Origin of the sequence: Psychrobacillus sp. MER TA 171 (assembly GCF_023713305.1) — a bacterium.
Classification (GTDB): domain Bacteria; phylum Bacillota; class Bacilli; order Bacillales_A; family Planococcaceae; genus Psychrobacillus.
Map to the genome: position 1 here is coordinate 1 of NZ_JAMAWN010000022.1, position 23,331 is coordinate 23,331.

23 protein-coding genes and 1 rRNA gene are annotated in these 23,331 nt (G+C 37.1%); 9 read left to right on the top strand and 15 right to left on the bottom strand.

All coding sequences use genetic code 11. The features are described from left to right. Positions 1 to 60, bottom strand: a 16S ribosomal RNA gene (locus tag M3627_RS16260); the annotation flags it as partial. Positions 61 to 605: 545 nt separating this feature from the next. Between M3627_RS16260 and M3627_RS16265 the strand changes: the two genes are divergently transcribed. Further along, positions 606 to 1,328 carry an MgtC/SapB family protein gene (locus tag M3627_RS16265; protein ID WP_251556591.1) on the top strand — a complete coding sequence of 241 codons (723 nt, stop codon included), beginning with the start codon at positions 606 to 608 and terminating at the stop codon, positions 1,326 to 1,328. A 17-nt stretch (positions 1,329 to 1,345) separates the two neighbouring features. Next, a complete protein-coding gene (locus M3627_RS16270; protein ID WP_251556592.1) occupies positions 1,346 to 2,344 on the top strand; it encodes a cation diffusion facilitator family transporter in 999 nt (332 codons plus the stop codon). Positions 2,345 to 2,447: 103 nt separating this feature from the next. On the opposite strand, the gene M3627_RS16275 is transcribed toward M3627_RS16270, so the two are convergent. The 4 genes from M3627_RS16275 to pruA form a co-directional block, all read right to left on the bottom strand. Further along, complete coding sequence (locus M3627_RS16275) at positions 2,448 to 3,611, bottom strand: iron-containing alcohol dehydrogenase (protein ID WP_251556593.1); 1,164 nt, start codon at positions 3,609 to 3,611, stop codon at positions 2,448 to 2,450. 75 nt (positions 3,612 to 3,686) lie between these two features. Further along, positions 3,687 to 4,931, bottom strand: coding sequence for a Glu/Leu/Phe/Val family dehydrogenase (locus M3627_RS16280; RefSeq protein WP_169359682.1), 1,245 nt, complete (start codon positions 4,929 to 4,931; stop codon positions 3,687 to 3,689). 82 nt (positions 4,932 to 5,013) lie between these two features. Continuing rightward, entirely contained in the window at positions 5,014 to 6,207 is a 1,194-nt protein-coding gene (locus M3627_RS16285) for an ornithine--oxo-acid transaminase (protein ID WP_169359681.1), read from the bottom strand. A 74-nt stretch (positions 6,208 to 6,281) separates the two neighbouring features. Continuing rightward, positions 6,282 to 7,826, bottom strand: a complete 1,545-nt coding sequence (gene pruA, locus M3627_RS16290; RefSeq protein ID WP_169359680.1) for an L-glutamate gamma-semialdehyde dehydrogenase — start codon at positions 7,824 to 7,826, stop codon at positions 6,282 to 6,284. A gap of 136 nt (positions 7,827 to 7,962) precedes the next feature. Here pruA and M3627_RS16295 point away from each other — a divergent pair, with 136 nt between their 5' ends. After that, on the top strand, positions 7,963 to 9,273 hold the full coding sequence (locus M3627_RS16295; protein ID WP_240949710.1) for a sigma 54-interacting transcriptional regulator: 1,311 nt from the start codon (positions 7,963 to 7,965) through the stop codon (positions 9,271 to 9,273). 67 nt (positions 9,274 to 9,340) lie between these two features. Here the strand turns inward: M3627_RS16295 and yugI are convergent, their stop codons facing one another. The 3 genes from yugI to M3627_RS16310 form a co-directional block, all read right to left on the bottom strand. Next, entirely contained in the window at positions 9,341 to 9,715 is a 375-nt protein-coding gene (yugI, locus tag M3627_RS16300; RefSeq protein WP_251556595.1) for a S1 domain-containing post-transcriptional regulator GSP13, read from the bottom strand. A gap of 207 nt (positions 9,716 to 9,922) precedes the next feature. Next, positions 9,923 to 11,149 (bottom strand): hypothetical protein, encoded by a 1,227-nt coding sequence (locus M3627_RS16305; RefSeq protein ID WP_251556597.1) that lies wholly within the window; start codon positions 11,147 to 11,149, stop codon positions 9,923 to 9,925. Further along, positions 11,139 to 11,696: an RNA polymerase sigma factor gene (locus tag M3627_RS16310; protein ID WP_251556599.1), complete on the bottom strand. Its 558-nt coding sequence runs from the start codon at positions 11,694 to 11,696 to the stop codon at positions 11,139 to 11,141. The genes M3627_RS16305 and M3627_RS16310 overlap by 11 nt, the downstream gene beginning before the upstream one ends. Positions 11,697 to 11,889: 193 nt before the next feature. Here M3627_RS16310 and M3627_RS16315 point away from each other — a divergent pair, with 193 nt between their 5' ends. Both M3627_RS16315 and M3627_RS16320 read left to right on the top strand, forming a co-directional pair. Continuing rightward, complete coding sequence (locus M3627_RS16315; RefSeq protein WP_251556600.1) at positions 11,890 to 13,227, top strand: sodium-dependent transporter; 1,338 nt, start codon at positions 11,890 to 11,892, stop codon at positions 13,225 to 13,227. A 122-nt stretch (positions 13,228 to 13,349) separates the two neighbouring features. Beyond that, positions 13,350 to 13,562 carry a helix-turn-helix domain-containing protein gene (locus M3627_RS16320; RefSeq protein WP_169359675.1) on the top strand — a complete coding sequence of 71 codons (213 nt, stop codon included), beginning with the start codon at positions 13,350 to 13,352 and terminating at the stop codon, positions 13,560 to 13,562. Between the two features lie 86 nt (positions 13,563 to 13,648). Here M3627_RS16320 and M3627_RS16325 read toward each other — a convergent pair whose 3' ends face one another. After that, the gene (locus M3627_RS16325; protein WP_169359674.1) at positions 13,649 to 13,909 is read right to left on the bottom strand and encodes a DUF1871 family protein; all 261 of its coding nucleotides are present in this window, start codon (positions 13,907 to 13,909) and stop codon (positions 13,649 to 13,651) included. 76 nt (positions 13,910 to 13,985) lie between these two features. Here M3627_RS16325 and M3627_RS16330 point away from each other — a divergent pair, with 76 nt between their 5' ends. Together M3627_RS16330 and M3627_RS16335 are read left to right on the top strand one after the other, a co-directional pair. Then, the gene (locus tag M3627_RS16330; protein ID WP_169359673.1) at positions 13,986 to 15,155 is read left to right on the top strand and encodes a MalY/PatB family protein; all 1,170 of its coding nucleotides are present in this window, start codon (positions 13,986 to 13,988) and stop codon (positions 15,153 to 15,155) included. A gap of 214 nt (positions 15,156 to 15,369) precedes the next feature. After that, positions 15,370 to 15,807 (top strand): general stress protein, encoded by a 438-nt coding sequence (locus tag M3627_RS16335; protein WP_251556601.1) that lies wholly within the window; start codon positions 15,370 to 15,372, stop codon positions 15,805 to 15,807. A gap of 188 nt (positions 15,808 to 15,995) precedes the next feature. Here the strand turns inward: M3627_RS16335 and M3627_RS16340 are convergent, their stop codons facing one another. The 3 genes from M3627_RS16340 to M3627_RS16350 all read right to left on the bottom strand — a co-directional run bounded on the left by M3627_RS16340 (position 15,996) and on the right by M3627_RS16350 (position 17,494). After that, positions 15,996 to 16,241, bottom strand: coding sequence for a hypothetical protein (locus M3627_RS16340; RefSeq protein ID WP_251556602.1), 246 nt, complete (start codon positions 16,239 to 16,241; stop codon positions 15,996 to 15,998). A 257-nt stretch (positions 16,242 to 16,498) separates the two neighbouring features. After that, the gene (locus tag M3627_RS16345) at positions 16,499 to 16,726 is read right to left on the bottom strand and encodes a hypothetical protein (protein ID WP_240949709.1); all 228 of its coding nucleotides are present in this window, start codon (positions 16,724 to 16,726) and stop codon (positions 16,499 to 16,501) included. An 18-nt stretch (positions 16,727 to 16,744) separates the two neighbouring features. After that, positions 16,745 to 17,494 (bottom strand): peptidylprolyl isomerase, encoded by a 750-nt coding sequence (locus M3627_RS16350; RefSeq protein WP_251556603.1) that lies wholly within the window; start codon positions 17,492 to 17,494, stop codon positions 16,745 to 16,747. 134 nt (positions 17,495 to 17,628) lie between these two features. Here M3627_RS16350 and M3627_RS16355 point away from each other — a divergent pair, with 134 nt between their 5' ends. Continuing rightward, complete coding sequence (locus M3627_RS16355; RefSeq protein WP_169359670.1) at positions 17,629 to 18,864, top strand: MFS transporter; 1,236 nt, start codon at positions 17,629 to 17,631, stop codon at positions 18,862 to 18,864. Positions 18,865 to 18,923: 59 nt separating this feature from the next. Here the strand turns inward: M3627_RS16355 and M3627_RS16360 are convergent, their stop codons facing one another. Next, entirely contained in the window at positions 18,924 to 19,742 is an 819-nt protein-coding gene (locus M3627_RS16360; protein ID WP_251556604.1) for an SDR family NAD(P)-dependent oxidoreductase, read from the bottom strand. A 251-nt stretch (positions 19,743 to 19,993) separates the two neighbouring features. Here M3627_RS16360 and M3627_RS16365 point away from each other — a divergent pair, with 251 nt between their 5' ends. Further along, positions 19,994 to 21,856 carry a transglycosylase domain-containing protein gene (locus M3627_RS16365; protein ID WP_251556605.1) on the top strand — a complete coding sequence of 621 codons (1,863 nt, stop codon included), beginning with the start codon at positions 19,994 to 19,996 and terminating at the stop codon, positions 21,854 to 21,856. Positions 21,857 to 21,883: 27 nt separating this feature from the next. On the opposite strand, the gene M3627_RS16370 is transcribed toward M3627_RS16365, so the two are convergent. Both M3627_RS16370 and M3627_RS16375 read right to left on the bottom strand, forming a co-directional pair. After that, positions 21,884 to 22,471 carry a TetR/AcrR family transcriptional regulator C-terminal domain-containing protein gene (locus M3627_RS16370; RefSeq protein WP_169359668.1) on the bottom strand — a complete coding sequence of 196 codons (588 nt, stop codon included), beginning with the start codon at positions 22,469 to 22,471 and terminating at the stop codon, positions 21,884 to 21,886. Positions 22,472 to 22,550: 79 nt separating this feature from the next. Beyond that, complete coding sequence (locus M3627_RS16375) at positions 22,551 to 23,111, bottom strand: DUF5366 family protein (RefSeq protein WP_251556606.1); 561 nt, start codon at positions 23,109 to 23,111, stop codon at positions 22,551 to 22,553. Between the last annotated feature and the right edge of the window lie 220 nt (positions 23,112 to 23,331).

Sequence of the window (23,331 nt, forward strand, 5' to 3'; positions counted from 1 at the left end):
TTGCATGTATTAGGCACGCCGCCAGCGTTCGTCCTGAGCCAGGATCAAACTCTCCATAATAGAGAACTTAAAAAGCTCATTTTGTTTTGCTGGCATCATCATTAAATGATGTCAAAAATTGTTTTGCTTCAATCAAGCCGAAGCTTGTTGATGCTGTATGTCTTAACGTTTTGCATGTTCAGTTTTCAATGTTCATTGCGTCGTTTTGTTTTTGACGACTTTATTAGTATATCTCGCTTCAGTTAAGTTGTCAACAACTTTTTTTAATTTCTTTTAAGTCGTTACTCACATGTTCTAAAGGACATGTATTAATATACAACGATTAAAAACAAAAAGCAATACCTTTTATTAAATTTTATAGGTTTTTCTTTAAAAATTTGATCCTTATCCTTTGTTTGCACATAATACACCAGTTTATCTAGGGGTAAACCTTGCTTTTTATGGGTTCCAACCTATATAAACACTCCCTCCCACCTTTTTATAAGTCGTTTCCTTACAAAACTAAATTATTTCTTCAAGTGATATTAATTAGAAAACTGGGTATGTAAGTATAAGATTAAAATTTCCACATATTCTTAACTATCTATATGAAAGGAGGCACCACGGTGGATTGGATTCCCTATCTAAACGGATATGGTGAAATATTAATAAAATTAGGTTTTGCGGCAACCCTAAGTTTAGTTATTGGGATTGAAAGAGAATTAAAAAAGAAACCAATTGGCCTTAAAACAAGCATCGTCATTGCAACCTTTAGTTGTTTACTAACATACATATCAATAGAGTCAGCTTACAAAGCGCATCATGGTCATGATGGAGTAAATATAACTATGGATCCTTTACGATTGGCCGCACAAATAGTAAGCGGTATCGGCTTTCTCGGAGCAGGTGTCATTCTACGCAAGGGCAACGACAGTATAAGTGGACTTACTACAGCAGCAATGATTTGGGGAGCCGGCGGAATAGGTATAGCCGTAGGTGCCGGTTTTTATCTGGAAGCTGCCCTTACCGTTGTTATCGTACTAATAGGTATAGAAGTAATCCCTCCTCTTCTATCAAAAGTCGGTCCGAAGCGCTTACGATCCAGAGAATTATCATTAAAGGTTATTGTATTAAAACAAGAAAGCATATCTAAAATGTACTATTACTTAAAAGACTGTGGCTTTTATATCGATAGTATTCGGATAAAAGATATTAAATTAGAGAATGATGAGATAAAACATGAAATTCATATCCGATTATCTATTCTAACTAAGAAAAACACGGTAGAGTTTTATCATTCTATTGCAGAATTGGAATTCGTGGAAACTTTGGAATTAGAATCAATTTAAAAAAGGAGCAACTATCTATGGGACAATTTTTCACTTTACTAAAGGGTGGTAATAAACCATCTTTAATCGCAGCAGTTGTTAATACAATTATCGCAGCTTTAAAAGGCGGAGCATTTTTCTTAACAGGGAACGTAGCAATGTTCGCAGAGATGATGCACTCAATCGGAGATGCAGCCAATCAATTTTTCGTCTTTATAGGCTCTGCTCTTTCTAAAAAAGCGCCAACACCAAAATTCCCAAATGGTTTTGGTAGATTGGTAAACCTCGTTTGCTTGGGAGCAGTTATATTAGTAGGAATCTTGTCGTATGAAACGATAAAAGAAGGATGGCATCATATACAGCACCCAGTAGCATCCGGTGGGCTAGCAATTACGTTATCTGTCCTTGCTATTGCAATAATATTAGAGTTTGTTGTCTTATATAAGGCAGGAAAAGAAATTTTACATGAAGTTGGTATTAAAGGAACTTTCCTTGCCCCCCTCACTACAAGCTTTACACACTTAAATAGAGCAAAACCTGCTACAAAGCTAGTGTTCATGGAGGATTTAGTTGCTACTTCAGGTGGCATCCTTGCATTTGTAGCTGTATTAATTTCACACTTTACAGGTTTTCTACAAGCTGAGGGTATTGCCTCTATCCTAATTGGTTTAATGATGTTCTATGTTGTAGGTAAAGTTTTCCTTGATAATGCAAGAGGAGCTCTTGGAGAAACCGATGAACAGATGTTAGTGCATATAGCACATGTCATTTCAGATGTAAAAGAAGTGAAAGACATACAACAGTTAGAAGTTATTAAAGAAGGAGAATATCTACATGTAACATTAATTGCTGAAGTAGATGCCTCACTTTCCTTTGCAACAGTTGATGATATCCATGATGTCCTAAAGAATCTTATCCTAAGTCAACAAGGCGTAGCTGACGTTACTATCTCCTTTGATGAAGATGATGGAGTTAGAACATGGAAGCATCATAAAGATACTAAAACTGTTTTAAAGACAAATGATAAAAATAAATGAGATTAAAAAAGACATCCAATTCGATTGGATGTCTTTTTGTTTCTATATATCTTTCTACTTTAATGAGTGAATCAAGCCTTTAAAAACGACTTTCTTCTATTAGTTAGAGGCAAGCTGTTAAAATTGCTTTAGTATCGTCGGCATTTAACTTATTAAAATTACCATACTCGCCACGTACCATTGCTTTTTCTACCATTAAATCAATATTAGAATCATCTATATTATAATCTGACAGATTTTTCGGTGCACCTAATGAAGCCCAGAAAGCTGATAATTTTTCAATTCCTTCTAGCCCTATTTCTTCCGTTGTTTTTCCTGAAGGATCTACTTGAAATACTTTAACAGCCAGCTTAGCAAAGCGTTCAGGATTTACATGTAGGTTATGACGCATCCATCTTGGGAAAATGATTGCCAATCCCCCCGCATGAGGAATATCATAAACAGCTGATACAGCGTGCTCTATGTTATGGCTTGCCCAATCCCCGTTATAACCCATTTGCAAGAATCCGTTTAAACCTAGTGTTCCTGCAAACAGTATAGTTTCTCTTAGCTCGTAGTTTTCTAAGTCGTTCACAAGCTTAGGAGCCACATCGATAACAGTACGTAGAGTCCCCTCTATCATTTCATCTTGAACAGGGGTATTAGTTGCATTGTTATAATATTGCTCGAACATATGCGACATCATATCTACAACTCCGTAAACCGTTTGATCTAATGGAACTGTAAACGTGTTAACAGGGTCTAATATTGAAAACTTAGGAAAAACTAATGGACTTCCCCAACCGTATTTTTCTAACGTGTCTTCATTTGTAATAACAGAACCGGAATTCATTTCAGAGCCAGTTGCAGCTAAAGTTAAAACTGTACCAAAAGGAAGTGCTTCCTTTGGAATTGCTTTACGAGTAACTAGATCCCATGGATCCCCATCATACTTAGCCGCAGCTACAATAAGTTTAGTACAGTCTATTACAGAACCGCCCCCTACTGCTAGTACCACTTCAATTCCTTCAGCCTTACAAAGGTCGGCTCCTCGTTTTGCAGTAGACAGTCTTGGATTAGGCTCAACTCCAGCTAATTCGAAGACTTCCATGCCTGCCTCGTTTAAATGGCTCATTACCTCATCGTATAAGCCATTTCTTTTAATACTTCCGCCACCGTACACTACAAGAACTTTTTTTCCAAACACAGAAAGCTCCGTTGGAAGTTTCGATAATTGTCCTTTTCCAAAAACTAATTTAACCGGATTATAAAAAGAAAATGCATTCATATTCTTAATCCCCTTTCTTTACAGTCTAATCATATAAAAAACCGCTTGCAAAATACAAGCGGTTCAACCTATCGATTATACCCAACCACGGAAGCGTGATGCTTCTGCAGTTCTACGTACACCAACCATATATGCTGCTAAACGCATATCTATATTACGAGTAGAAGCTACTTCGTAGATATTTTCAAATGCATCCACCATTTTTTTCACTAGCTTATCGTTAACTTCGTCCTCTGTCCAGTAGTAACCTTGGTTATTTTGTACCCACTCAAAGTAAGATACAGTAACTCCACCGGCACTAGCTAATACGTCAGGAACTAGTAGAATTCCACGTTCATACAAAATTCTAGTAGCTTCAGATGTTGTTGGACCATTTGCTGCTTCTACAACTATATTCGCTTTAATATTATGCGCGTTATCAGAAGTAATTTGGTTTTCAATAGCAGCTGGCACTAAAATATCACAATCTAATTCTAATAACTCTTCATTAGAAATAGTGTTTTCAAATAAAGTTGTTACTGTTCCAAAGCTATCACGACGATCTAATAAATAATCTATATCTAAGCCATTAGGGTCATGTAAAGCACCGTAAGCATCAGAAATACCAATTACTTTTGCACCTTGATCGCTCAAGAACTTAGCAAGGAAGCTTCCTGCGTTTCCGAAACCTTGAATAACCACTCTAGCACCCATCATATCAATGCCGCGTTTCTTAGCTGCTTCATTAATAATAATTGTAACACCTTGTGCTGTTGCACGGTCACGACCTTGAGAGCCACCAAGAACTAAAGGTTTACCAGTAATAAATCCTGGAGAGTTAAATTGGTCCATGCGACTATATTCATCCATCATCCATGCCATAATTTGCGCATTTGTAAAAACGTCTGGAGCAGGTATATCTTTTGTTGGTCCAACAATTTGGCTAATTGCACGTACATAGCCGCGGCTTAGACGTTCAATTTCTCCCATTGACATTTCACGTGGATCACAAGCTACTCCACCTTTACCTCCACCGTATGGAAGATCAACGATTCCAGCTTTTAAAGTCATCCACATAGAAAGTGCTTTCATTTCTTCAGGTGTTACGCCTGGGTGAAAACGGACTCCACCCTTTGTTGGTCCAACCGCATCGTTATGCTGTGAACGGTAACCAGTAAATACTTTAACAGTATTATCATCCATTCTTACTGGAATTCTTACCTCTAACATACGAAGTGGTTCTTTTAACAAATCATACATTGCCTCGTCGTAGCCTAATTTTTGCAAAGCCTCTTTAATGACAGCCTGCGTTGATGTGAACAGGTTTAGATTTTCAGCCATTTATTATTTCGCCTCTTTAATTCATAATGATTTCATCGGAAATAATTGTAACACAATTCATTTCCGATGTGGGATACAATTATTAAATAGTAAATACTTTTTTAATTTTCTCAATTGCCCAGTCAAGTTCTTCTTTTGAAATTACTAAAGGTGGAGCAAAACGGATTACTGTATCATGCGTTTCTTTGCATAGTAAACCAAGCTCTTTTAGTTCTTCACAGTACGGTCTTGCTGCTTCTGTCAATTCCATTCCTATGAATAAACCACGACCACGAATCTCTTTAATAGAAGGATGTTTAATCTCTTTTAGAGCATCCATAAAATAATTTCCTAGCTCTAACGAACGATCAGCTAGCTTTTCATCTATTAAAACATCAAGTGCTGCAAGTGAAACTGCGCAAGCCATAGGATTCCCACCAAAAGTAGATCCATGTGAACCTGGATTAAACACTTCTAGAACATCACGGTTAGCTACGATACAAGAGATTGGGAATACTCCCCCTCCTAATGCCTTACCTAAAATATACATATCTGGTTCCATGTCTTCCCATTCGCAAGCAAACATTTTACCCGTACGACATAATCCCGCTTGAATTTCATCTGCAATAAATAACACGTTATTTTCACGACATAATTCAAGTGCAGCTTTCATAAATCCTTCTGGGGGAATAATGATTCCAGCTTCCCCTTGAATCGGTTCAATTAGGAATGCAGCTGTGTTTGGAGTAATTGCCTGCTTAAGCGCTTCCAAATCACCGTAAGGAATTAAGTTAATACCCGGAAGCATTGGGCCAAATCCTCTTTTGTATTCTGGGTCTGAAGATAAAGAAACAGCACCCATCGTTCTTCCATGGAAGTTACCGTTACAAGCAATAATCTCAGCTTGATCTTCAGCAACACCTTTAACATCATAAGCCCATCTACGAGCTGCTTTAAATGCTGTTTCCACAGCTTCAGCTCCAGTATTCATCGGTAGAACCATTTCTTTGTTCGTTAACTGACTTACTTTTTCATACCATGGACCCAACTGGTCGTTATGGAATGCGCGAGAAGTTAAAGTAACACGATCTGCTTGGTCTTTTAACGCTTGAATGATTTTTGGATGACGGTGTCCTTGGTTTACAGCTGAATATGCAGAAAGCATATCCATATACTTTGTACCCTCTGGATCTTTTACCCAAACACCTTCAGCCTCAGAAATGACGATTGGAAGTGGATTATAGTTATTTGCACCAAACTTATCTGTTTGTTCAATCAATTTACTTGATACTGACATTTGTTTTCCCCCTATTAAATGAAGAGGCTGGACAAAATAAAACTACCAGCCAATTCATTATTAAGTACAAAATATTAAAGCATTTCAGATGTTGTTTTAGCTTGCATATGAAGTTGAATATAATCTGGTCCGCCAGCTTTTGAATCTGTACCCGACATATTGAATCCACCAAATGGTTGGTATCCAACAATTGCACCAGTACATCCACGGTTAAAGTATAAGTTACCTACATGGAAATCTTCACGTGCTTTTTCTAAGTTCATGCGGTTATTTGTAATAACAGCACCAGTTAAGCCGTATTCCGTATTGTTAGCAATTTCAATTGCTTCGTCGAAATCTTTTGCTTTACAAACACCAAGAATTGGTCCGAAGATTTCTTCTTGCATAATACGAGCTGTTGGAGATAGATCAGCAAACACTGTTGGTTTAATGAAGAATCCTTTAGAATCATCGCCTTCTCCACCAGTGATTAAACGACCTTCTTCATTGCCAACTGGCATATAACCCATGATTTTCTTGAAAGCCGAGCCATCAATTACTGGACCTACATAATGCTCGTCTTCGTCTGGAACACCAACCGATAATTCCTCAGTCAATTCTTTAACGCGAGCAAGCACTTGATCATACACATCTTCTACGATGACAGCACGTGAACCAGCTGAACATTTTTGTCCACTAAATCCAAACGCAGATCTTACGATAGATTGAGCAGCTAATTCTAAATCTGCTTCTTTGTCTACGACAATTGTATCTTTACCGCCCATCTCAAGAATAGTACGTTTAATCCAAATTTGTTTTTCAGCTAATTTAGCTGATTTTTCTACGATTCCTAAACCAACGTCACGAGAGCCTGTGAAGCTGATTAAGCGAGTGCGTGGATGTTCAACTAAGAAGTCACCAATTTCCGCACCAGAGCCAGGAATGAAGTTAACAACGCCAGCTGGCATTCCCGCTTCTTCTAGTACTTCTACAAATTTATATGCAACAACAGGAGTTGTAGATGCAGGTTTTAGTAACACAGTGTTACCAGCAACCATAGCTGCTACAGTAGTTCCTGCCATGATAGCAAATGGGAAGTTCCATGGAGAGATAACAACAGATACTCCTAATGGAATATAATCGTAACGGTTATATTCGCCTGGACGGCTTTCTACCGGCTGACCGTCTTTAAGGCGTAACATTTGACGACCGTAATATTCTAAAAAGTCAATTCCTTCCGCAACCTCTACGTCTGCTTCAACCCAAGTTTTCCCTGCTTCTCTTGATAATAAAGCAGAGAATTCAAATTTACGGCGACGAATGATAGCAGCTGCCTTGAATAATACATCTGCACGTACTTCCGGTTTCACTTTTTTCCATGTATTAAATGTTTCATCAGCGATTTTAAGTGCTTTTTCTGCAATTTCTTGAGAAGCTTTTGATACTTTACCAATTACTTGTTCTTTTTTAGCTGGATTATAAGATACGATTTTACTTTCAGTAGTAATTCTTTCTCCACCAACGATTAATGGAAAGTCTTGACCTAAATAAGCATCAACAATTTTATATCCTTCTTTAATAGCTTTTTTATTTTCTTCTTTAGAAAAATCAGTAAAAGGTTCGTGTTTGTATGGTAACATGTAAATCCTCCTCTAAGTTTTAGTGCAAAAAAAATTTGCACTAATAATACTTCTTCCCTTATAATAATGCAAAAGATTGTTGCGTTTTTCAAGTAAAATTAACTAAAATGTTAAAATTTTTTTTGAGGTGATAGGTTTGGATAGTATTTTCAGTAAGCTGCTTCCATTTTATAAGTTTGCTACAGAGCGGGTTGCTGTAGGCATTCATGCTATAGATTTAATGGGGAAAACCATTATATATAATGAAAAAATGAAAGAAATAGAAGGCTTAAACTCGATGGACATTGAAGATCGTTCCATTTTAGAACTATTCCAGTTCGAACAGCACGAAAGCACACTGCTAAAAGTTCTTCATAGTGAAAAGCCCGTCCTAAGAGCGAAACAAACTTACTGGAGCAGGAACGGCCAAGAAATCACCACAATAAATGACACATATCCTGTCTTTGAAGATGGTACATTAATAGGAGCAATCGAGTTCTCAAGAGATATTACCGCTCTAGAAAAACTATTGTTTCAGCCCTTAAAAAGATATAATGAGTCCATTACTCTTTCTACAATAACTGCCGAGTCCCAACTTATGAAGAATGTAAAAGAGCGTTCTATTAAAGCTGCTAATGTCCGCATGCCTATCCTATTAATTGGGGAAGCAGGGACAGGTAAGGATTTAATTGCGGAAGGAATTCATCATGAGCTTTCTCCGCCAAACGAGCAATTTATAACACTTTATTGCTATAGTGCGGACGATCAAATTATTAGTAAATTTGAAAAGGAAATTAAAAGCCTCCGTAACTGCACTATATTTTGTGAAAGAATAGACTTATTATCCATCGATTTACAAAAAAAGTTGATGGACGTATTAAAAGAAAATGGATCTAACCAAAACTTATTTATAGCTAGTATTGGAGAAGATCCGATTGAAATGATTTCTAATAACCAGCTGGCAAAAGAGCTTTACTATTACTTTACTTCCATCACTATCAATATTCCACCGCTACGTGATCGACCAGAGGATATAATGCCATTCGTACATGATTACTTCCAACGTCATTTAAGTCGCTATGCCTCGACTTTAGAGGAGATTGATCCTCAAGTCATAAAAGTCTTTAAAAGTTACGACTGGCCCGGCAATCTAAAAGAGTTAGAGCTCCTACTAGATGAAATAACTTCTATGGTAACTACAGAAAGCACCCTGAGCTTTAATATGTTACCTTTGCATTTCAAGTTAAAAATACAAGGATTAAATGAAACAATGAAAAATGCCGAAGACTTCGTTGTTTCAGCAGAAAAAGATTTACTTCCACTAGACGAATACCTTAGACAGGCTGAAACCTATTATTTACAAAAAGCATTAGAAAAATATAATAATAATATTACCAAAGCAGCTGAAGCGCTTGGAATGAGCAGACAAAATTTGCAATACAGATTACGAAAGATTAAAAATGCTTAAATCAAAGAATAAATTTAAAAACACTAAAAAGGTGAAGAAGGGGTTAGCCCTTCTTCACCTTTTTCTTTTATCGAATGGATTGTTGAATCCATCCTGCTAATTTTTCCTTCAGTGTATTAAAGCCTTCTTCATCATGCTCATCTACACGTGCCTGTAGGCTTTTACGTGGCTTGTCATCTCGTTTTGGAGTAGTAGGCTTTTCTTGAAGCTCTCGGATGGAAAGACTAATTTTACCTGCTTCCCCATCTATGTCTAAAATTTTGACCTCTACTTCTTGCCCTACCGTCAAGAATTCTCCTACTTCCTTAACATAGCCATATGTTATCTCTGATATGTGTACTAGACCTTGTGTTTGTTCATCTAGACTTACGAACGCACCGTATGGTTGAATACCTGTCACTTTACCAGTAACCAAATCTCCTACCTTAAATGTTTTTGTCATATGCCGTCCTACTTTCTTATATACGATATTGTCATGTTAAATTATAACATATCAGAAAGTATATGACCAAAAATCACGGAAACGCTATGGAAAGGACATCTAACAACTATGTCCAAGGAAATTTAAATCCTTATCATTCTAGAAAGCACTTTTTAGCTGTTCTGATACACCGATCTGAAGAGCTCGTATTAAATGCACTTCTCACTCCTATTCAACAAACTGCTCCAAATCACCATTACCTTCTAAATGAAGAGCGTCATCGATATCTCCAGGATCTAAGTCATCCCAGCTTTCTGATTGTGTCCAACCATTGCTTTCAAATTCATTCACGATTGGATTTAATAAAAACTGTATGATATTAGAGCTATTAGATTCATTAACGATATCGCTCCAAATATCTTGATATTCTTTTTTAACAACGCCCTTATCAAACACGGGGCTATCGCTAGTCCCCTTTACTACTGCATAAAATATTTCGGTATAGTACAATTTCAATAAATTCTTATCGGTATATAAATCGGAACTACTTGGAAGAAATTCGTCAAGGTACATTAAAGTAGCTACCGAGTCCTCCAAGCTGTAGGTCAATTCCCCTGCATAAGTAAAAGGTTCTTTTTCAAAAATGTAATTGTATCCGATAAATGAGGGTGCTAATAAATTTTTTAAATCAGCTAACTGCTCTTCCTTCATTTTATATTGGAAATTTAATAAAGAACCTGGGTAAAGATTTTCCCGCTTCAGCGCTTCCAATTGCTTCTCTGAAATATGACCCTTTTCCCCAAAATATGTTCTCAATTCTTTTAGCCTACTAGAATAAACATTAAAAAAACCAGCAGTCTCTTCCTCAGATAACATTACGCCCTTATCTTTTATTTCCTGAATCATTTCCGATGGAAGATAGAGAGATCGGATTAAGTCATCATATATTAAATTTAGTGAATTTTCATTAGATAAGGAAGAGACTTTATTAAATAATGATAAGCCAGTTTCTGTTGTATATAGTTTATAGGTTGAATCCGCACTTCGAACAAATGGAATCTTTGAAAATTCTTCTTCCGTAAGATGTAACATCTCTCTACGTTTTTCTCGTTCTTTTTCGTAATTGTTTTTTAATCTTTCAATGAATTCTATAGAGGCATCTGCTAATGGAACGTTACCCTCTCCATCAATATCTGCTAACTGATTGGCATTAGTAGGTGTGTTTTCTTCCTGAAAGCTTGCTCCTATTATTCCGAAGACAAGTATTGCTGCAGCGCTAATACCCCATACAGCAAATCGTTGCCAGTTTATTTTATTTCGTTTAACCTGAGTCGGTTCATATGATTTGTCTTTATCTATTTTTTTTAATATATCGTCTGTATCGATCGTTGAAGGAAGCCGATCGTAGGATGATTTTAAAAGAGCTAGTCGATCTTCCAATTTTTTATCGTCCATGGTTTTCACCTCCACTTATTTGTAGAGCATTTTTTAAGTGACCCTTTCCTCTCATCAACCGAATCTTAACAGTAGACATGGGGACATTAAGTACTTCTGCTATTTGTCCATAAGACATATCATGGAAATAGAAAAGGATAATAGGATGTCGGTATTTTACATCTAAATGCTGTATCGCTTCATGAAGCTCTCGGTCTTCTTCAAATACTAAGACCTTTTCTTCTGCTGACTTCATTATGTAACTTTCATATGAACTGCCTTGTAGCTTTGCTTCTTTTTGTACTTCCTTTGTTTCCTTACGATAATAGTCTCTCGTTGCATTTAATGTGATTTTATATAACCAAGTAGTAAATCGTTCTTTTTGGAATTGGTGTAGGAAACGGTAAAGCTTTACAAACACTTCCTGTGTGACATCAGGGATGTCTTGCACGCGCACACCACATTGAAAAGCAAATTTTTCTACGGTTCGGTGATGTAAGCGAATGAGCTCCCCATATGCTAGTTGATCGCCCTGCTGTGCACGTTCGATCAAATCGTTCTCAACCATTGCTCCCCCTCGCTCTCTCTTTTGCTATAGGTGTAACGTAAGATCCTCTTTAATTGTTACACTTATCTTTTAATTTTTAAATAGCTTGTATATCGTACCGAGTTTCCGTTTAATATAAGTTACCATTTATTTTTTAGAGGCAAAATAGTATACTATCACTTTAAAGCGTTAAAGTACCGAAGGAGGAATACATATGAAAACTCGAGATCGTTTCGGGTCAAAAATCGGCTTCATATTGGCTGCGGCCGGAAGTGCTATTGGTTTAGGTGCGATATGGAAATTTCCATATATGGCAGGAACGAACGGCGGAGGCGTCTTTGTTTTGCTTTTTATCCTGTGTACTCTTCTAATAGGGTTACCAATTTTACTAGCTGAATTTATCATAGGAAGAAAGGGACAGGCGGACGCAGTAACGGGTTTTAAAAAACTGGCTCCTAACAAGCCATGGTTTTTAATTGGCTGGTCTGGCTTCTTCTTTTCGTTTATCATACTGTCGTTTTACAGTGTAGTCGGCGGTTGGATTTTATCTTATATAATCCGTTCTATTACACTTAGCCTAAACGGAAGCACAGATAATTTTTATGAGAACTTATTTAATACAGTTATCTCAAATCCATGGGAAGTATTAATTGGCCAGGGAGCTTTTATCTTTTTAACTATCTGGATCGTTCAAGGTGGGATTAAAGGTGGAATCGAAAAAGCTAGTAAGTGGATGATGCCCTTATTACTCATTTTCTTTGTCGTACTAGCTATACGTTCGTTAACTCTGGATGGAGCGATAGAAGGTGTTAAGTTTTTACTGATTCCCGATTGGTCTTACTTTACTTGGGAAACAGCACTGCTCGCACTGGGACAGGCATTCTTTTCATTAAGCGTCGGTGTTTCTGGAATGATTACTTACGCATCTTACCTTCCGAAGGAAACGAAGCTAGGCAGTTCTGCTTTAAGTGTTTCCGTGCTGAATATTGGTATTTCGATTATGGCCGGTCTAGTTATTTTCCCTGCAGTGTTTGCATTAGGATTCTCTCCAGATGCAGGACCGGGATTAGTTTTCATCATTTTACCTGCAGTATTCGAACAAATTATTTTTGGACAGTTTTTCTTAATCATATTCTTTATACTATTACTTTTTGCTACTCTAACATCATCCATCAGCATGTTAGAAATCGTTGTTTCCATCGGCATCAAGTCAAAATACGATCGAAGAAAACGAGCTGCTTGGATTTTTGGTTTCTTAATTTTCCTAGTTGGAATTCCTAGTGCGCTTTCTTTTGGTGTACTACAGGATATCAAAATCTTAGACTTATCTATATTTGATTTTGCGGACTTCTTTACTAGTAGCGTTGGTTTACCTTTAGGAGCACTTTTCATCTCCATTTTTGCCGGTTACAACTTTACCAAAGCAGATATTTCGAATGAACTTGACTCCAAAGGCTTTTTATTAAATGCATGGAGAATCATTGTAAGATATGCAGCTCCAATTGCCATCTTAATCGTATTTGTACAAGGCGTTTGGAATGTTTTAAAATAGACGTATTATTAAGTAATCAAAAATTGTACTTTTTCTGACAATTGTTTGAAACTAGTTCTCAAAAAAATTATGCTATAATATGATGTAAGATGTGAAGAATTTTTAAAGAGGTGGATGGAGTCATGAAAAAAGAATTACATGAGCAATTGCGACAACTAAGAGAAGAACGCAATATTTCTTTAGAAACACTTTCCTTAAAAACAAGAATCGGCGCTGGAAAATTGGAAGCGTACGAATCAGGTAGTGAAGTCCCATCAACACAAACTATATTAAAGCTATCTAATGCTTTAGAAGTTCCTGCCTCCAATTTGATGGATGGCCTTCAAGAAGTATAAGAATGGTATTAGAAAAAAGCTTTCGATTCAATGAATCGAAAGCTTTTTCTTTTGTTAACCTATATTTGAAAGAGTGTAATAGCTCGTTAAATAATGCATTTCATTTCATATTTTATTGCAATAAGCTTATAAGAAATTTCGACACACTTTTCAAGTGGAATCCACTGTTCAAAGGAATGTTCATAGATTTCTTGTATTTTTCTAGCAAGCTCTGATGGGTGATCGATATCGTGAAGAGCAGTAACTACATCAGCAATCTCCGTTTCGTATGCATCGATACCAAATTGGAAAGGATCCCATTCCTGTAGTATCCAAACTGCTTTTCTATTCATCTGTATTGTATCCATTATTTTTTCACCTTACTACTTTTATTAGTTAGGGTTATAATAACACAATAAGTTAAAATTGAAAGGGGAATTTACTTTGTCAGATTTTTCAACTATTTTCAATCGTCGTAACACTTTTTCCGCAAAATGGGATATGTTAAAACAGGTATATGCAATTGAGGATGACACAGATGTACTACCAATGTGGGTAGCAGACATGGATTTCGGCCTTGCGCCAGTTATACAGGAAGCTATACATAAGCGTTTGGAACATCCAGTTTTTGGTTATTCTATCGCACCAGAAGCAGTAAAAGATGCATTATCTACCTGGGTATCTACTAAACACCAACTAGAAATACAGAATGAATGGATTCTTCTTCGTCATGGTGTAATACCTGGAATGGCTGAGGCAGTTGATGCATTTTCCCATAAAGGAGATAAAATACTCGTCCATACACCAATCTATCCACCGTTTAAAGGAATACCAAATAATTTAGAGCGAGAAGTCGTTACCTGTCGCCTTATAGAAAACGGTAATTCTTTCGAAATAGATTGGACAGCCTTTGAGGAATGCTTAAAGCAAGACATCAAGATATTTATTCTTTGTAATCCTCATAATCCTGGCGGGAAGGTTTGGGGTAGAGAGGATTTAACTAAAATGGCAGCCTTGTGCAAGCAGCATGATGTATTGATCCTTTCAGATGAAATACATTCAGACCTTGTTTTTAAGCCAAATAAGCATGTACCTCTTCTCGTAGCAGCTGAGGAAACAGATAATATTATCACTTTCTTTGCTCCAACTAAAACGTTCAATCTTGCTGGTATTCAAGGTGCAGCAACGATTGTACCAAATGAAAAATTACGAAAAGTTTTAGAGAATGGTGCAACTAGACGTGGTGAGATGGGATTGAACGTGTTCTCACTTACAGCTATGCAGGCTGCGTACGAACACGGAGAACAATGGCTAGAAGGTCTTTTAGAAGTTGTAGAAGGCAACATGAAATACGTAGTGGAACATTTATCCGCAATTGAAGGTGTGAAGGTTTCTATGCCTGAGGGCACCTATTTAATGTGGATTGATTATCGAGGAACTGGCTTGAACGAGAAAGATATGATGGACCTTTTATTAACAAAAGGGAGACTCGCTTTAGAGCCTGGCACGAAGTATGGAGAAGGCGGAGATGGCTTCCTTCGTATGAACGTGGCGTGTCCACGAGCAACAGTCGAAGACGGAGTGGCTAGATTCAAACTAGCATTATCGAAATAAATGAGAAAATCAAAGTTCCATTGAAGAACCTTTGTACAAGCTGATTGTGATTAACGTCATAATCAGCTTTTTTTATATGACATAAGTAACTAAACCTAGAGAATCGAAATGACCGTTACGTAATGCTCCACTTATTACCAACTAATAAATATGTCTTGAAAAACAATAGAAAGGGTAAAGAGAATAGATGCGACATAACAGGAGGTAATTATTTATGAAAAATAATGTTATTGGAGTATATGAAAGTGAGCAGCAAGTGAAAGAAGTAGTTGAAGGTTTAAAAGAGAAAGGATATACTACTGAGGAAATTTCAGTTATTGCTAGAAATTCAAACAGGGATTCTGAAGTGACACAAGAAGTAAAACCTTCTACTAAGGATGGAGCTATTGCAGGTGCTGTAACAGGAGGTGCCATTGGTTTAGCTGGCGTACTAGTAGGGCTATCGACTGTATTGATACCTGGGTTCGGTGCTGTGTTGGCTGCAGGGCCAATTATGACAACTATAGGAGGAGCAGTAGTTGGAGCTAACTCTTCTGCTGGCGGATTAAAGCATGCACTCATGGAAATTGGAGTGACAGATGATGAAGCGGAACGCTACTCTTCTGATGTAGAAAACGGCAAAATACTGGTACTCATTCATCCAAAAGAGTGATTTTGTATAATAACTAGCAGAGATTCAGTGAAAAAATATGATAGCTTCCCCAATATGTAGATGGGAGCTGTGAACGAAAATATAAAACGATTCTATATGAGTTCCTATGTGAGTACTTTTACGATCATAGGGGCTCTTTTTATATGGTATAGACTTTTTAAAGCTCTTAGAGTTTGATTGTCGTAAACTCATATAGGATTGTAGTAACTTTTAAGTCGATTGTCGTAAACTACTTGCCCATTGTCGTAAATTTTTCTAGGATCGGTGAGACGATAAGGGATTGTCGTAAATATTGGCTTGATTGTCGTAAAGTATTGCTTGATTGTTGTAAACTGTTGACCCATTGTCATAAATCTTTCTAGGATTGGTGAGACGACAAGGGATTGTCGTAAACTTTGGGCTGATTGTCGTAAAGTATTGCCTGATTGTTGCAAACTGTTGACCCATTGTCGTAAATCTTTCTAGGATTGGTGAGACGATAAGGGATTGTCGTAAATTTCGGCTTGATTGTCGTAAAGAATTGCTTGATTGTTGTAAACTACTGACCCATTGTCGTAAATCTCTTTTAGGACGAGCTCGCCTCAGAGGGATTACAGTAATCTATGGCTCGATTGTCGTAAATTTTCGTGGGATTATAAAAATAGCGAGTAAGTAAACGATTAATCGCCCACTCACTCGCTATAATAAGACGTTACTCAGAATGCACGTTTTTCTCCGCTTCTTCTTTTCTTGCCTGTAATACACGATCTTCGATTTCCTTCGCTTTTGCTGCATCTTTTGCAGATTTCTTTTTAAACCATCGGAATAATAATACACAAAGGATAAATACCATGATAAATTCTAAGACTACTGGTATATACTCTGTTTTATCTTCTGGAAAGTATAAATACAAAAAGCCTAATGAAAGAAAGTTTAACAAAGCAAACACTTCCCTACTTTATTTTTGAATAACCTCTATGGACTGAATAAGGATATCCTCTACCGGCTTATCATTTTCACCAGTTTCCACTTTAGCTATTTCATTTACTACATCCATGCCCTCAATAACTTGCCCGAAGACTGTATGCTTTTGATCTAAATTTGGTGTTCCACCTTTTTCTTCATAAGCCTTCGCTACTTCCTCAGGCCACCCACCTTTAATAAGCTGTTCAGCTGTTATACCATTTTGTGGTGAAGCTTGTACGATAAAAAATTGGCTGCCGTTTGTATTTGGCTGTCCTGTGTTAGCCATAGATAATGCACCATTAAAGTTGAATAGGTTCATCGTGAATTCATCCTCAAATGACTCACCATAAATACTCTCTCCACCTGCTCCAGTTCCAGTAGGGTCTCCACCTTGAATCATAAAGTCTTCAATGACCCGATGGAAGATAACACCCTCATAGTAGCCTTCTTCTGCTTTAGTTAAAAAGTTTTCCACCGTTTTCGGTGCTTCTTCTGGAAACAATTTAATTTTAATTGCTCCTAAAGAAGTGTTCATTTGGACTAAAGCTTCATTTTCCGCCACTTCTGTTGAAAGTTGCGGATATGTGATTAATTCGCCCTCTTGTTGGGTATCAGTAGTAACAGCAGATTCTTCTTTTGTTGTTTCTTTTTTATTGTCTTTTTCAGTCTCAGCTGAATCACTTCCACAAGCTGAAACGAAGAGCATAGTAAATAAACATAAAATAATTAATTTTTTCAACATAATCACCCCAAAACAGTTTATCATAATTAAACACACTTTTCAGTGACAAACTTTTAACATTCAACTTCCTTAGTCACTCGAAATGTTTTATAATCTAAATAAGAGTACGTGTCAAAAGAAAGAAGGGATTTTCAATGAGCGTACAAAAACGTAACTTTATTATTATGTGGTTCTCCATTTTCTTAGTATCTAGCACCATGACGATGATCATGCCTTTCCTTTCCCTATATATTAATACGATGGGTGATTTTACAGATGCCTACGTGCAAAAATGGTCTGGTCTAGTATTTGGAGCTACCTTTGTTTCTGCACTTATTATGTCTCCTATATGGGGGAGAATAGCTGACAAATATGGTTATAAGCCAATTTTAATCATAAATGGATTCGGAATTGCGCTCAGCGTACTTTTAATGGGATTCATAAATTCGGTAGAAGCATTCTTTGTTCTTCGATTGTTTATGGGTGTTGTAACTGGTTTTATTCCAACTTCACTGGCATTTATCAGCTCTCAGACAGCAAGGGATGTTGCAGGCAAGACCATGGGCACGTTACAAATGGGTAGCGTATCTGGTACATTATTCGGGCCTGTCATAGGCGGGTTTATGGCTGATACGTTTGGTTTTCAATACACATTTATTATTACAGCTACAGCAGTATCTATAGCTGCACTCCTAGTTATTATAGGGATTAGAGAACAACGTCGGGTTAAAGCGAAGGATGAGCATGAATATTCTAGAAAGACGGTCGTTTCTGGTATTTTTCATCATCGTCTAATACTTAATGTCCTAATGATTACGTCTTTAATACAAATTGGACTTTTTAGTATTCAGCCTCTTCTCTCCCTATATGTCTCCCATTTAACTGACTCCAGTGAAGTTGCTCTTTTAGCGGGCATAACCTTTAGTGCTACTGGTGTAGGTAGTCTTCTTTTCGCCAGAACATGGGGCAAGCTTGGAGACTCGATAGGCTATGAAAAGGTTCTATCTATGCTACTACTTATTGCTTTTGTGTTCATCGTTCCGCAAGCCTTTGTTACCGAGCTGTGGCAACTGATGGCTCTACGCTTCCTATTTGGGATTGCTTCAGGTGGTCTAATACCAGTGACTACTGCCTTGATTCGACGAGAAGCACCAATCGAAGTTCAAGGAGAGCTTATGGGCTACAACACAAGCTTCCGCTTCTTAGGTAATATTATAGGTCCGATGTTTGGTGGATTTATTAGTGGGTTTATCGGTATATCCTCTGTTTTCTTTGTTACGGGTGCCCTATTCCTGATAGCTTTCTTCATACTCTATTTCGCCGGTAAGAAACCCGTCCAAGACTTTGAAGAAGTGCTTCATGAGGAAGAACTACACGCTAATACACAATAAGTGTAAGGCTTTCGACGCTAAATGGTCGGAAGCCTTTTTGTTTTATATAGTGATCCTGATTATCCTTCAAACGGCAAAGGTTGAGTTCCATCGACATCAGTAAATCCATATTTTTTTGCTAGTTCTGCCACCATTAGCGTTTCTCCAGAAAACTTAGATACTGTGGTGTCTGTTGCTAGAGCCAAAACAGCACGACCTACATATGCTGTTGTTTCTTTAGCTCCATCCTTGGGTCCAAAACCTGAATCTATCACTCTTTCCGTCCTCATCCAACCTGGGCAAACAGCAATGGCTGAAACATTGTATTCTTGTAATTCCTTTGCCATTCCTCGTGTCATTCGATTAATAGCATTCATAGCTAAGTCGTAATATAAATTACTAGAGATTTGGTCTTTTATAAAAAATGTGAGATTTACAATTAATCCTTTTTGGTGCTTTGTCATTAAAGGCACAGCGTATCGAGTAGTTAGTAAATAGGCTTGTGGCCCAGCAACCATCATAGCATCCCAATGTTCCAATGGGCGTTCCCAAAAATGCCGTCCATCCCCTGATGGTAGCGAGCTTTCGGATCCGCCAAATACACTATTAACTAAAATATCAATCCGACCCTGTTCCCTTCCAATTCTCTCAAATAGCTTTCTTACGTCACTACTACGCGTATGGTCACATTGTATCGCAATACCTTTACCCCCTCTTAAAGTGACACCGTCGGCAGTTTCCTCAATGGTTTCCGGACGGTTATCGGTTGTACTCCCCTTTACACTACGCCCTGTTACGTATACTGTTGCACCTGCACTGCCTAGTTGATAAGCAATCCCCCGACCCGCACCACGGGATGCTCCTGTAACAACAGCAATTTTCCCTTGTAATGGCTTCATATTTTACTGGCTCCTCTAACTGTACCTTTTAAAGTTTTTTACGATTCTCCCCCATAAATTTTAACATAAATATCCATTTCAAGAAGCAGTCTTACCATCCGTTAGTGTCTGCGCAGTGCATTTACGAATAATCAACCTTTTCTTTTACATAGACCCAATTTTACACTTCACACCTCATATTATTTGGTCGATAGAATAAGCATGGAATATGCTATTCTTTAAATAGATTACAAGAACTGGAGTGTAAAATGATGCGACAAGGTATAGGATTTTTAGTCATCTTGTTATGTTTTCCCGTACTGTGGATTTTATATTCCTTTATCCATACAGAGGTGCTATCTGCAGCCTCCTTTAATTCGGATTTAGAACGTTCCATTCAACTATCAAATCCTACCATAACCTCCCCTGTAGTGCTCTTAGATAACAAAGGAAAACTATTCTCAGAGGATTATATCGAATGGAGAGAGCCTCTTTCTTTAGAAGAGATTCCCTTATTTGCTCAGGAACTCTTTCTTCAAAGTGAAGATGAAGAATTTTATCAGCATATCGGCTTCAACTTCACCGCTATTTTTAGGGCTGTCTTTGCAAATGCATCTGCCCAGCAAATGGAACAAGGAGGAAGTACTATTACTCAACAGCTTGTCCGCCTCCGCTATTTGTCTACTGAGAAAACGTATGAAAGAAAGCTAACGGAGTTACTATATGCGCATGAAATGGAAAAACAAACGAGCAAAGAGGATATTTTTACAAATTATTTAAACGAAATTTATTTCAGCAATCAAGTATATGGAATAGGAGCAGCCTCCACATTCTATTTTGGACGCTCAATCGATCAATTGAGTGAGGCAGAACTAGCTTTTATAAGTGCAATACCAAATAATCCAACCATTTATAATCCGCTCACCAATTTTGAAGCAACAAAAAATCGCCAGGAGCTTCTAATTGATGTCCTCGTTAAAAACGGTAGACTTACTGTCGAACGAGCAAATGAAATAAAACAAGTACCAATTAAATTAGTGACGAAAACGAAAAAGCAATTATATCCTGCATATAGCACGTTTGTGTTACATGAATTAGAAAGCCTTATTGCTCATAAAGAAGGCTTTAAGGACAAAATAGCAAATGCTCAAAATGAACAGCAAAGGCAATTTATTGAACATGAGCTAAAGACTCGTGTTGATGAGGTTATTTCCAATGGAATAACCGTGCATACTGCACTGGATCCTCTGAAGCAAGAAGATGATGAGCGGTATATTAATAGTCTATTAAGTAAAAAGTCGAATCTACAAGCTGCTTCTGTAGTTATTAACAATGATACAAGGGAGATAGTAAGTATTTATGGTGGGAAGGATTACAAGAAACTAGACTTCCATAGAGCCTATCAGGCAATTCGTCAGCCCGGCTCTGCCTTTAAGCCGCTACTAGTATACGCACCATTGTTTGAAACAACTACGTATACTCCCAATAGCTCTATAAACGCCGGAAAACTGTGCATAGGCTCTTATTGCCCGCAAAATTATGGTGGTGCAGTATATGATTATGTAACCATTCAAGAGGCATTTCGTTTAAGTCACAATACACCAGCTGTTAGATTATTAGATACAGTCGGCATTGAAAATGCTTTTGCGAGAATCTCTCCTTTTCAGTTTGAAAATATAGAGGAAAAAGATCACACGTATTCTGCTGCGCTAGGTGGATTAACAAAAGGGGTCACTGTGTTAGAAATGGCAGATGCCTATACTAGCTTTATCAATGGGACCTATAAGCCTGCACGTGCAATTCAGAAGGTCGTAGATAAAGAAGGAACTGTTTTATATGCTTGGGAGGATGATTTCCAAGAAGTATGGTCTTATAAAACAGCTCAAACAATGAGGGGCCTGCTTGCGCAGGTAGTAACAAACGGAACTGGAAAAGGAATTTCTGTCAATTCTTCCTATGTCGGTGCTAAAACAGGGACCACAAATGAGTATTATGATTACTGGCTAGCTGGCCTAACCGATACATATACTTCAGCAGTATGGATTGGTTATGATTTACCTAAAAATATGAAAAGCATAGAGTCCAACAAAATACACCATCGAATTTTTAATCGAATTATGGATAAAAAAAATTGAGAAGCCAATGTTGAGCTTCTCTTTTTTTTATACACTTTTTATGAAGTTCAATATTTTCAAGTATAAAACAGCTACCTCTTCTGGTGTTTCCCGATGTGTATGAGATAACCATTGCTCTATGAGACCTAATATGGCCGAAGCTGCAAATGCAGACAAATAATCTGTTGGAATGGTTGGATCGATAGATGACATTTCCGTTGTTTGATAATTTTCCTCGAATTGCTCTACAAAGAATTTTTTTAGTCTTAAATGAAAGCCAGACGTATTGTTTTTGGACAATAAAACGATAAATTGGTCCACATGCATTTCGATATATCGGAATACTTCCATGGAAAAGCCTGCAACTTGTAATTGTTTCACCATTTCCACTTTATACTTGGAATCTATAGATGCTATATGTAATCGGAGCCCTTCCAAAAGCTCTTCTTCTACTTTTTCGAGCAAGTCGTATTTATCAAGATAATGTAAATAAAAAGTTCCTCTGTTTATACAAGCACTATCTGTTATATCTTTTATCGATATCTTTGTAAATTCTTTTCCCTTTAATAGGGAAAGGAACGATTGTTGTATTTTTTTCTTTGTTTGCATATTCATCTTATCAAATACAGTATCCAACCCCTTGCCTCCTCGCGATACATCTATTTAAAGATTACATGGACACATCATTCAATATTTCCTAGGCAATATTTGTCGATTATAAAAATGGCAGACTTGCAATAATTCCATTATAAAGTTTAATAATTACATAAATAACTAACGCAAGAAACAAACTCCACACGATTATTTCAAACATAACTAGCCCCAACGTTCCAATGAGTGTCATTGAGTTGCTTAGCTTAAATACAACATATATAAAATAAATGAAAGCTGTAACTAAAAAGATAAGCATAAGAATTTGTATGGATTGAAACCCGACAGCGGAAATAATTGCTCCACCTAGAAAAATGACATAGCCCCCTCGGGCCTGCGCCATCGTTTTCCCCTCATAATCCTTTGAAAAGAATAACATTCCGATTTCATGAATAGTCTCTGCAATTAATTTTAGGGCGGAAAAAAGCATGAAGTATATAAGGGCAAATACAATTAGAACGAACAGCTTTATCTCAAAATCAGTAAGAAACTCTTTCATTCCACTGTACACACCAATAACCTTAAACAATTCAATTGCTTTAAACATAGTGTAGGTAGAAAAGGTTAAACTAAACAAAATGATCGTAATTAACGGAAGAAAGCCAAACACATAAGGGTTTTTCATTGTTGCTCCTCTAATCTATAGGAAATTCTGATACTTAGTATGATATCGGATGGTATTCCCCTTTCGCAAGAGCCTATCTAAATTTCCATAAAAAAACACGAGCAATCTAGAAGAGAAACAACAAATATTTACTAAAAGAATCTCAATTTTTTCTTCCGTCTTCCATTTTAGTTATCTCACATTATTTACGCTTATAAAATACGGTTGCTTATATATAGGA

Coding starts and splice junctions, on each gene's coding strand:
- M3627_RS16360 (WP_251556604.1), bottom strand. CDS start 19,742: ATGAAGCCATTACAAGGGAAAATTGCTGTTGTTACAGGAGCATCCCGT.
- M3627_RS16305 (WP_251556597.1), bottom strand. CDS start 11,149: ATGGACGATAAAAAATTGGAAGATCGACTAGCTCTTTTAAAATCATCC.
- M3627_RS16270 (WP_251556592.1), top strand. CDS start 1,346: ATGGGACAATTTTTCACTTTACTAAAGGGTGGTAATAAACCATCTTTA.
- M3627_RS16375 (WP_251556606.1), bottom strand. CDS start 23,111: ATGAAAAACCCTTATGTGTTTGGCTTTCTTCCGTTAATTACGATCATT.
- M3627_RS16310 (WP_251556599.1), bottom strand. CDS start 11,696: ATGGTTGAGAACGATTTGATCGAACGTGCACAGCAGGGCGATCAACTA.
- M3627_RS16285 (WP_169359681.1), bottom strand. CDS start 6,207: ATGTCAGTATCAAGTAAATTGATTGAACAAACAGATAAGTTTGGTGCA.
- M3627_RS16325 (WP_169359674.1), bottom strand. CDS start 13,909: ATGGATACAATACAGATGAATAGAAAAGCAGTTTGGATACTACAGGAA.
- pruA (WP_169359680.1), bottom strand. CDS start 7,826: ATGTTACCATACAAACACGAACCTTTTACTGATTTTTCTAAAGAAGAA.
- M3627_RS16355 (WP_169359670.1), top strand. CDS start 17,629: ATGAGCGTACAAAAACGTAACTTTATTATTATGTGGTTCTCCATTTTC.
- M3627_RS16335 (WP_251556601.1), top strand. CDS start 15,370: ATGAAAAATAATGTTATTGGAGTATATGAAAGTGAGCAGCAAGTGAAA.
- M3627_RS16315 (WP_251556600.1), top strand. CDS start 11,890: ATGAAAACTCGAGATCGTTTCGGGTCAAAAATCGGCTTCATATTGGCT.
- M3627_RS16280 (WP_169359682.1), bottom strand. CDS start 4,931: ATGGCTGAAAATCTAAACCTGTTCACATCAACGCAGGCTGTCATTAAA.
- M3627_RS16350 (WP_251556603.1), bottom strand. CDS start 17,494: ATGTTGAAAAAATTAATTATTTTATGTTTATTTACTATGCTCTTCGTT.
- M3627_RS16320 (WP_169359675.1), top strand. CDS start 13,350: ATGAAAAAAGAATTACATGAGCAATTGCGACAACTAAGAGAAGAACGC.
- yugI (WP_251556595.1), bottom strand. CDS start 9,715: ATGACAAAAACATTTAAGGTAGGAGATTTGGTTACTGGTAAAGTGACA.
- M3627_RS16275 (WP_251556593.1), bottom strand. CDS start 3,611: ATGAATGCATTTTCTTTTTATAATCCGGTTAAATTAGTTTTTGGAAAA.
- M3627_RS16365 (WP_251556605.1), top strand. CDS start 19,994: ATGCGACAAGGTATAGGATTTTTAGTCATCTTGTTATGTTTTCCCGTA.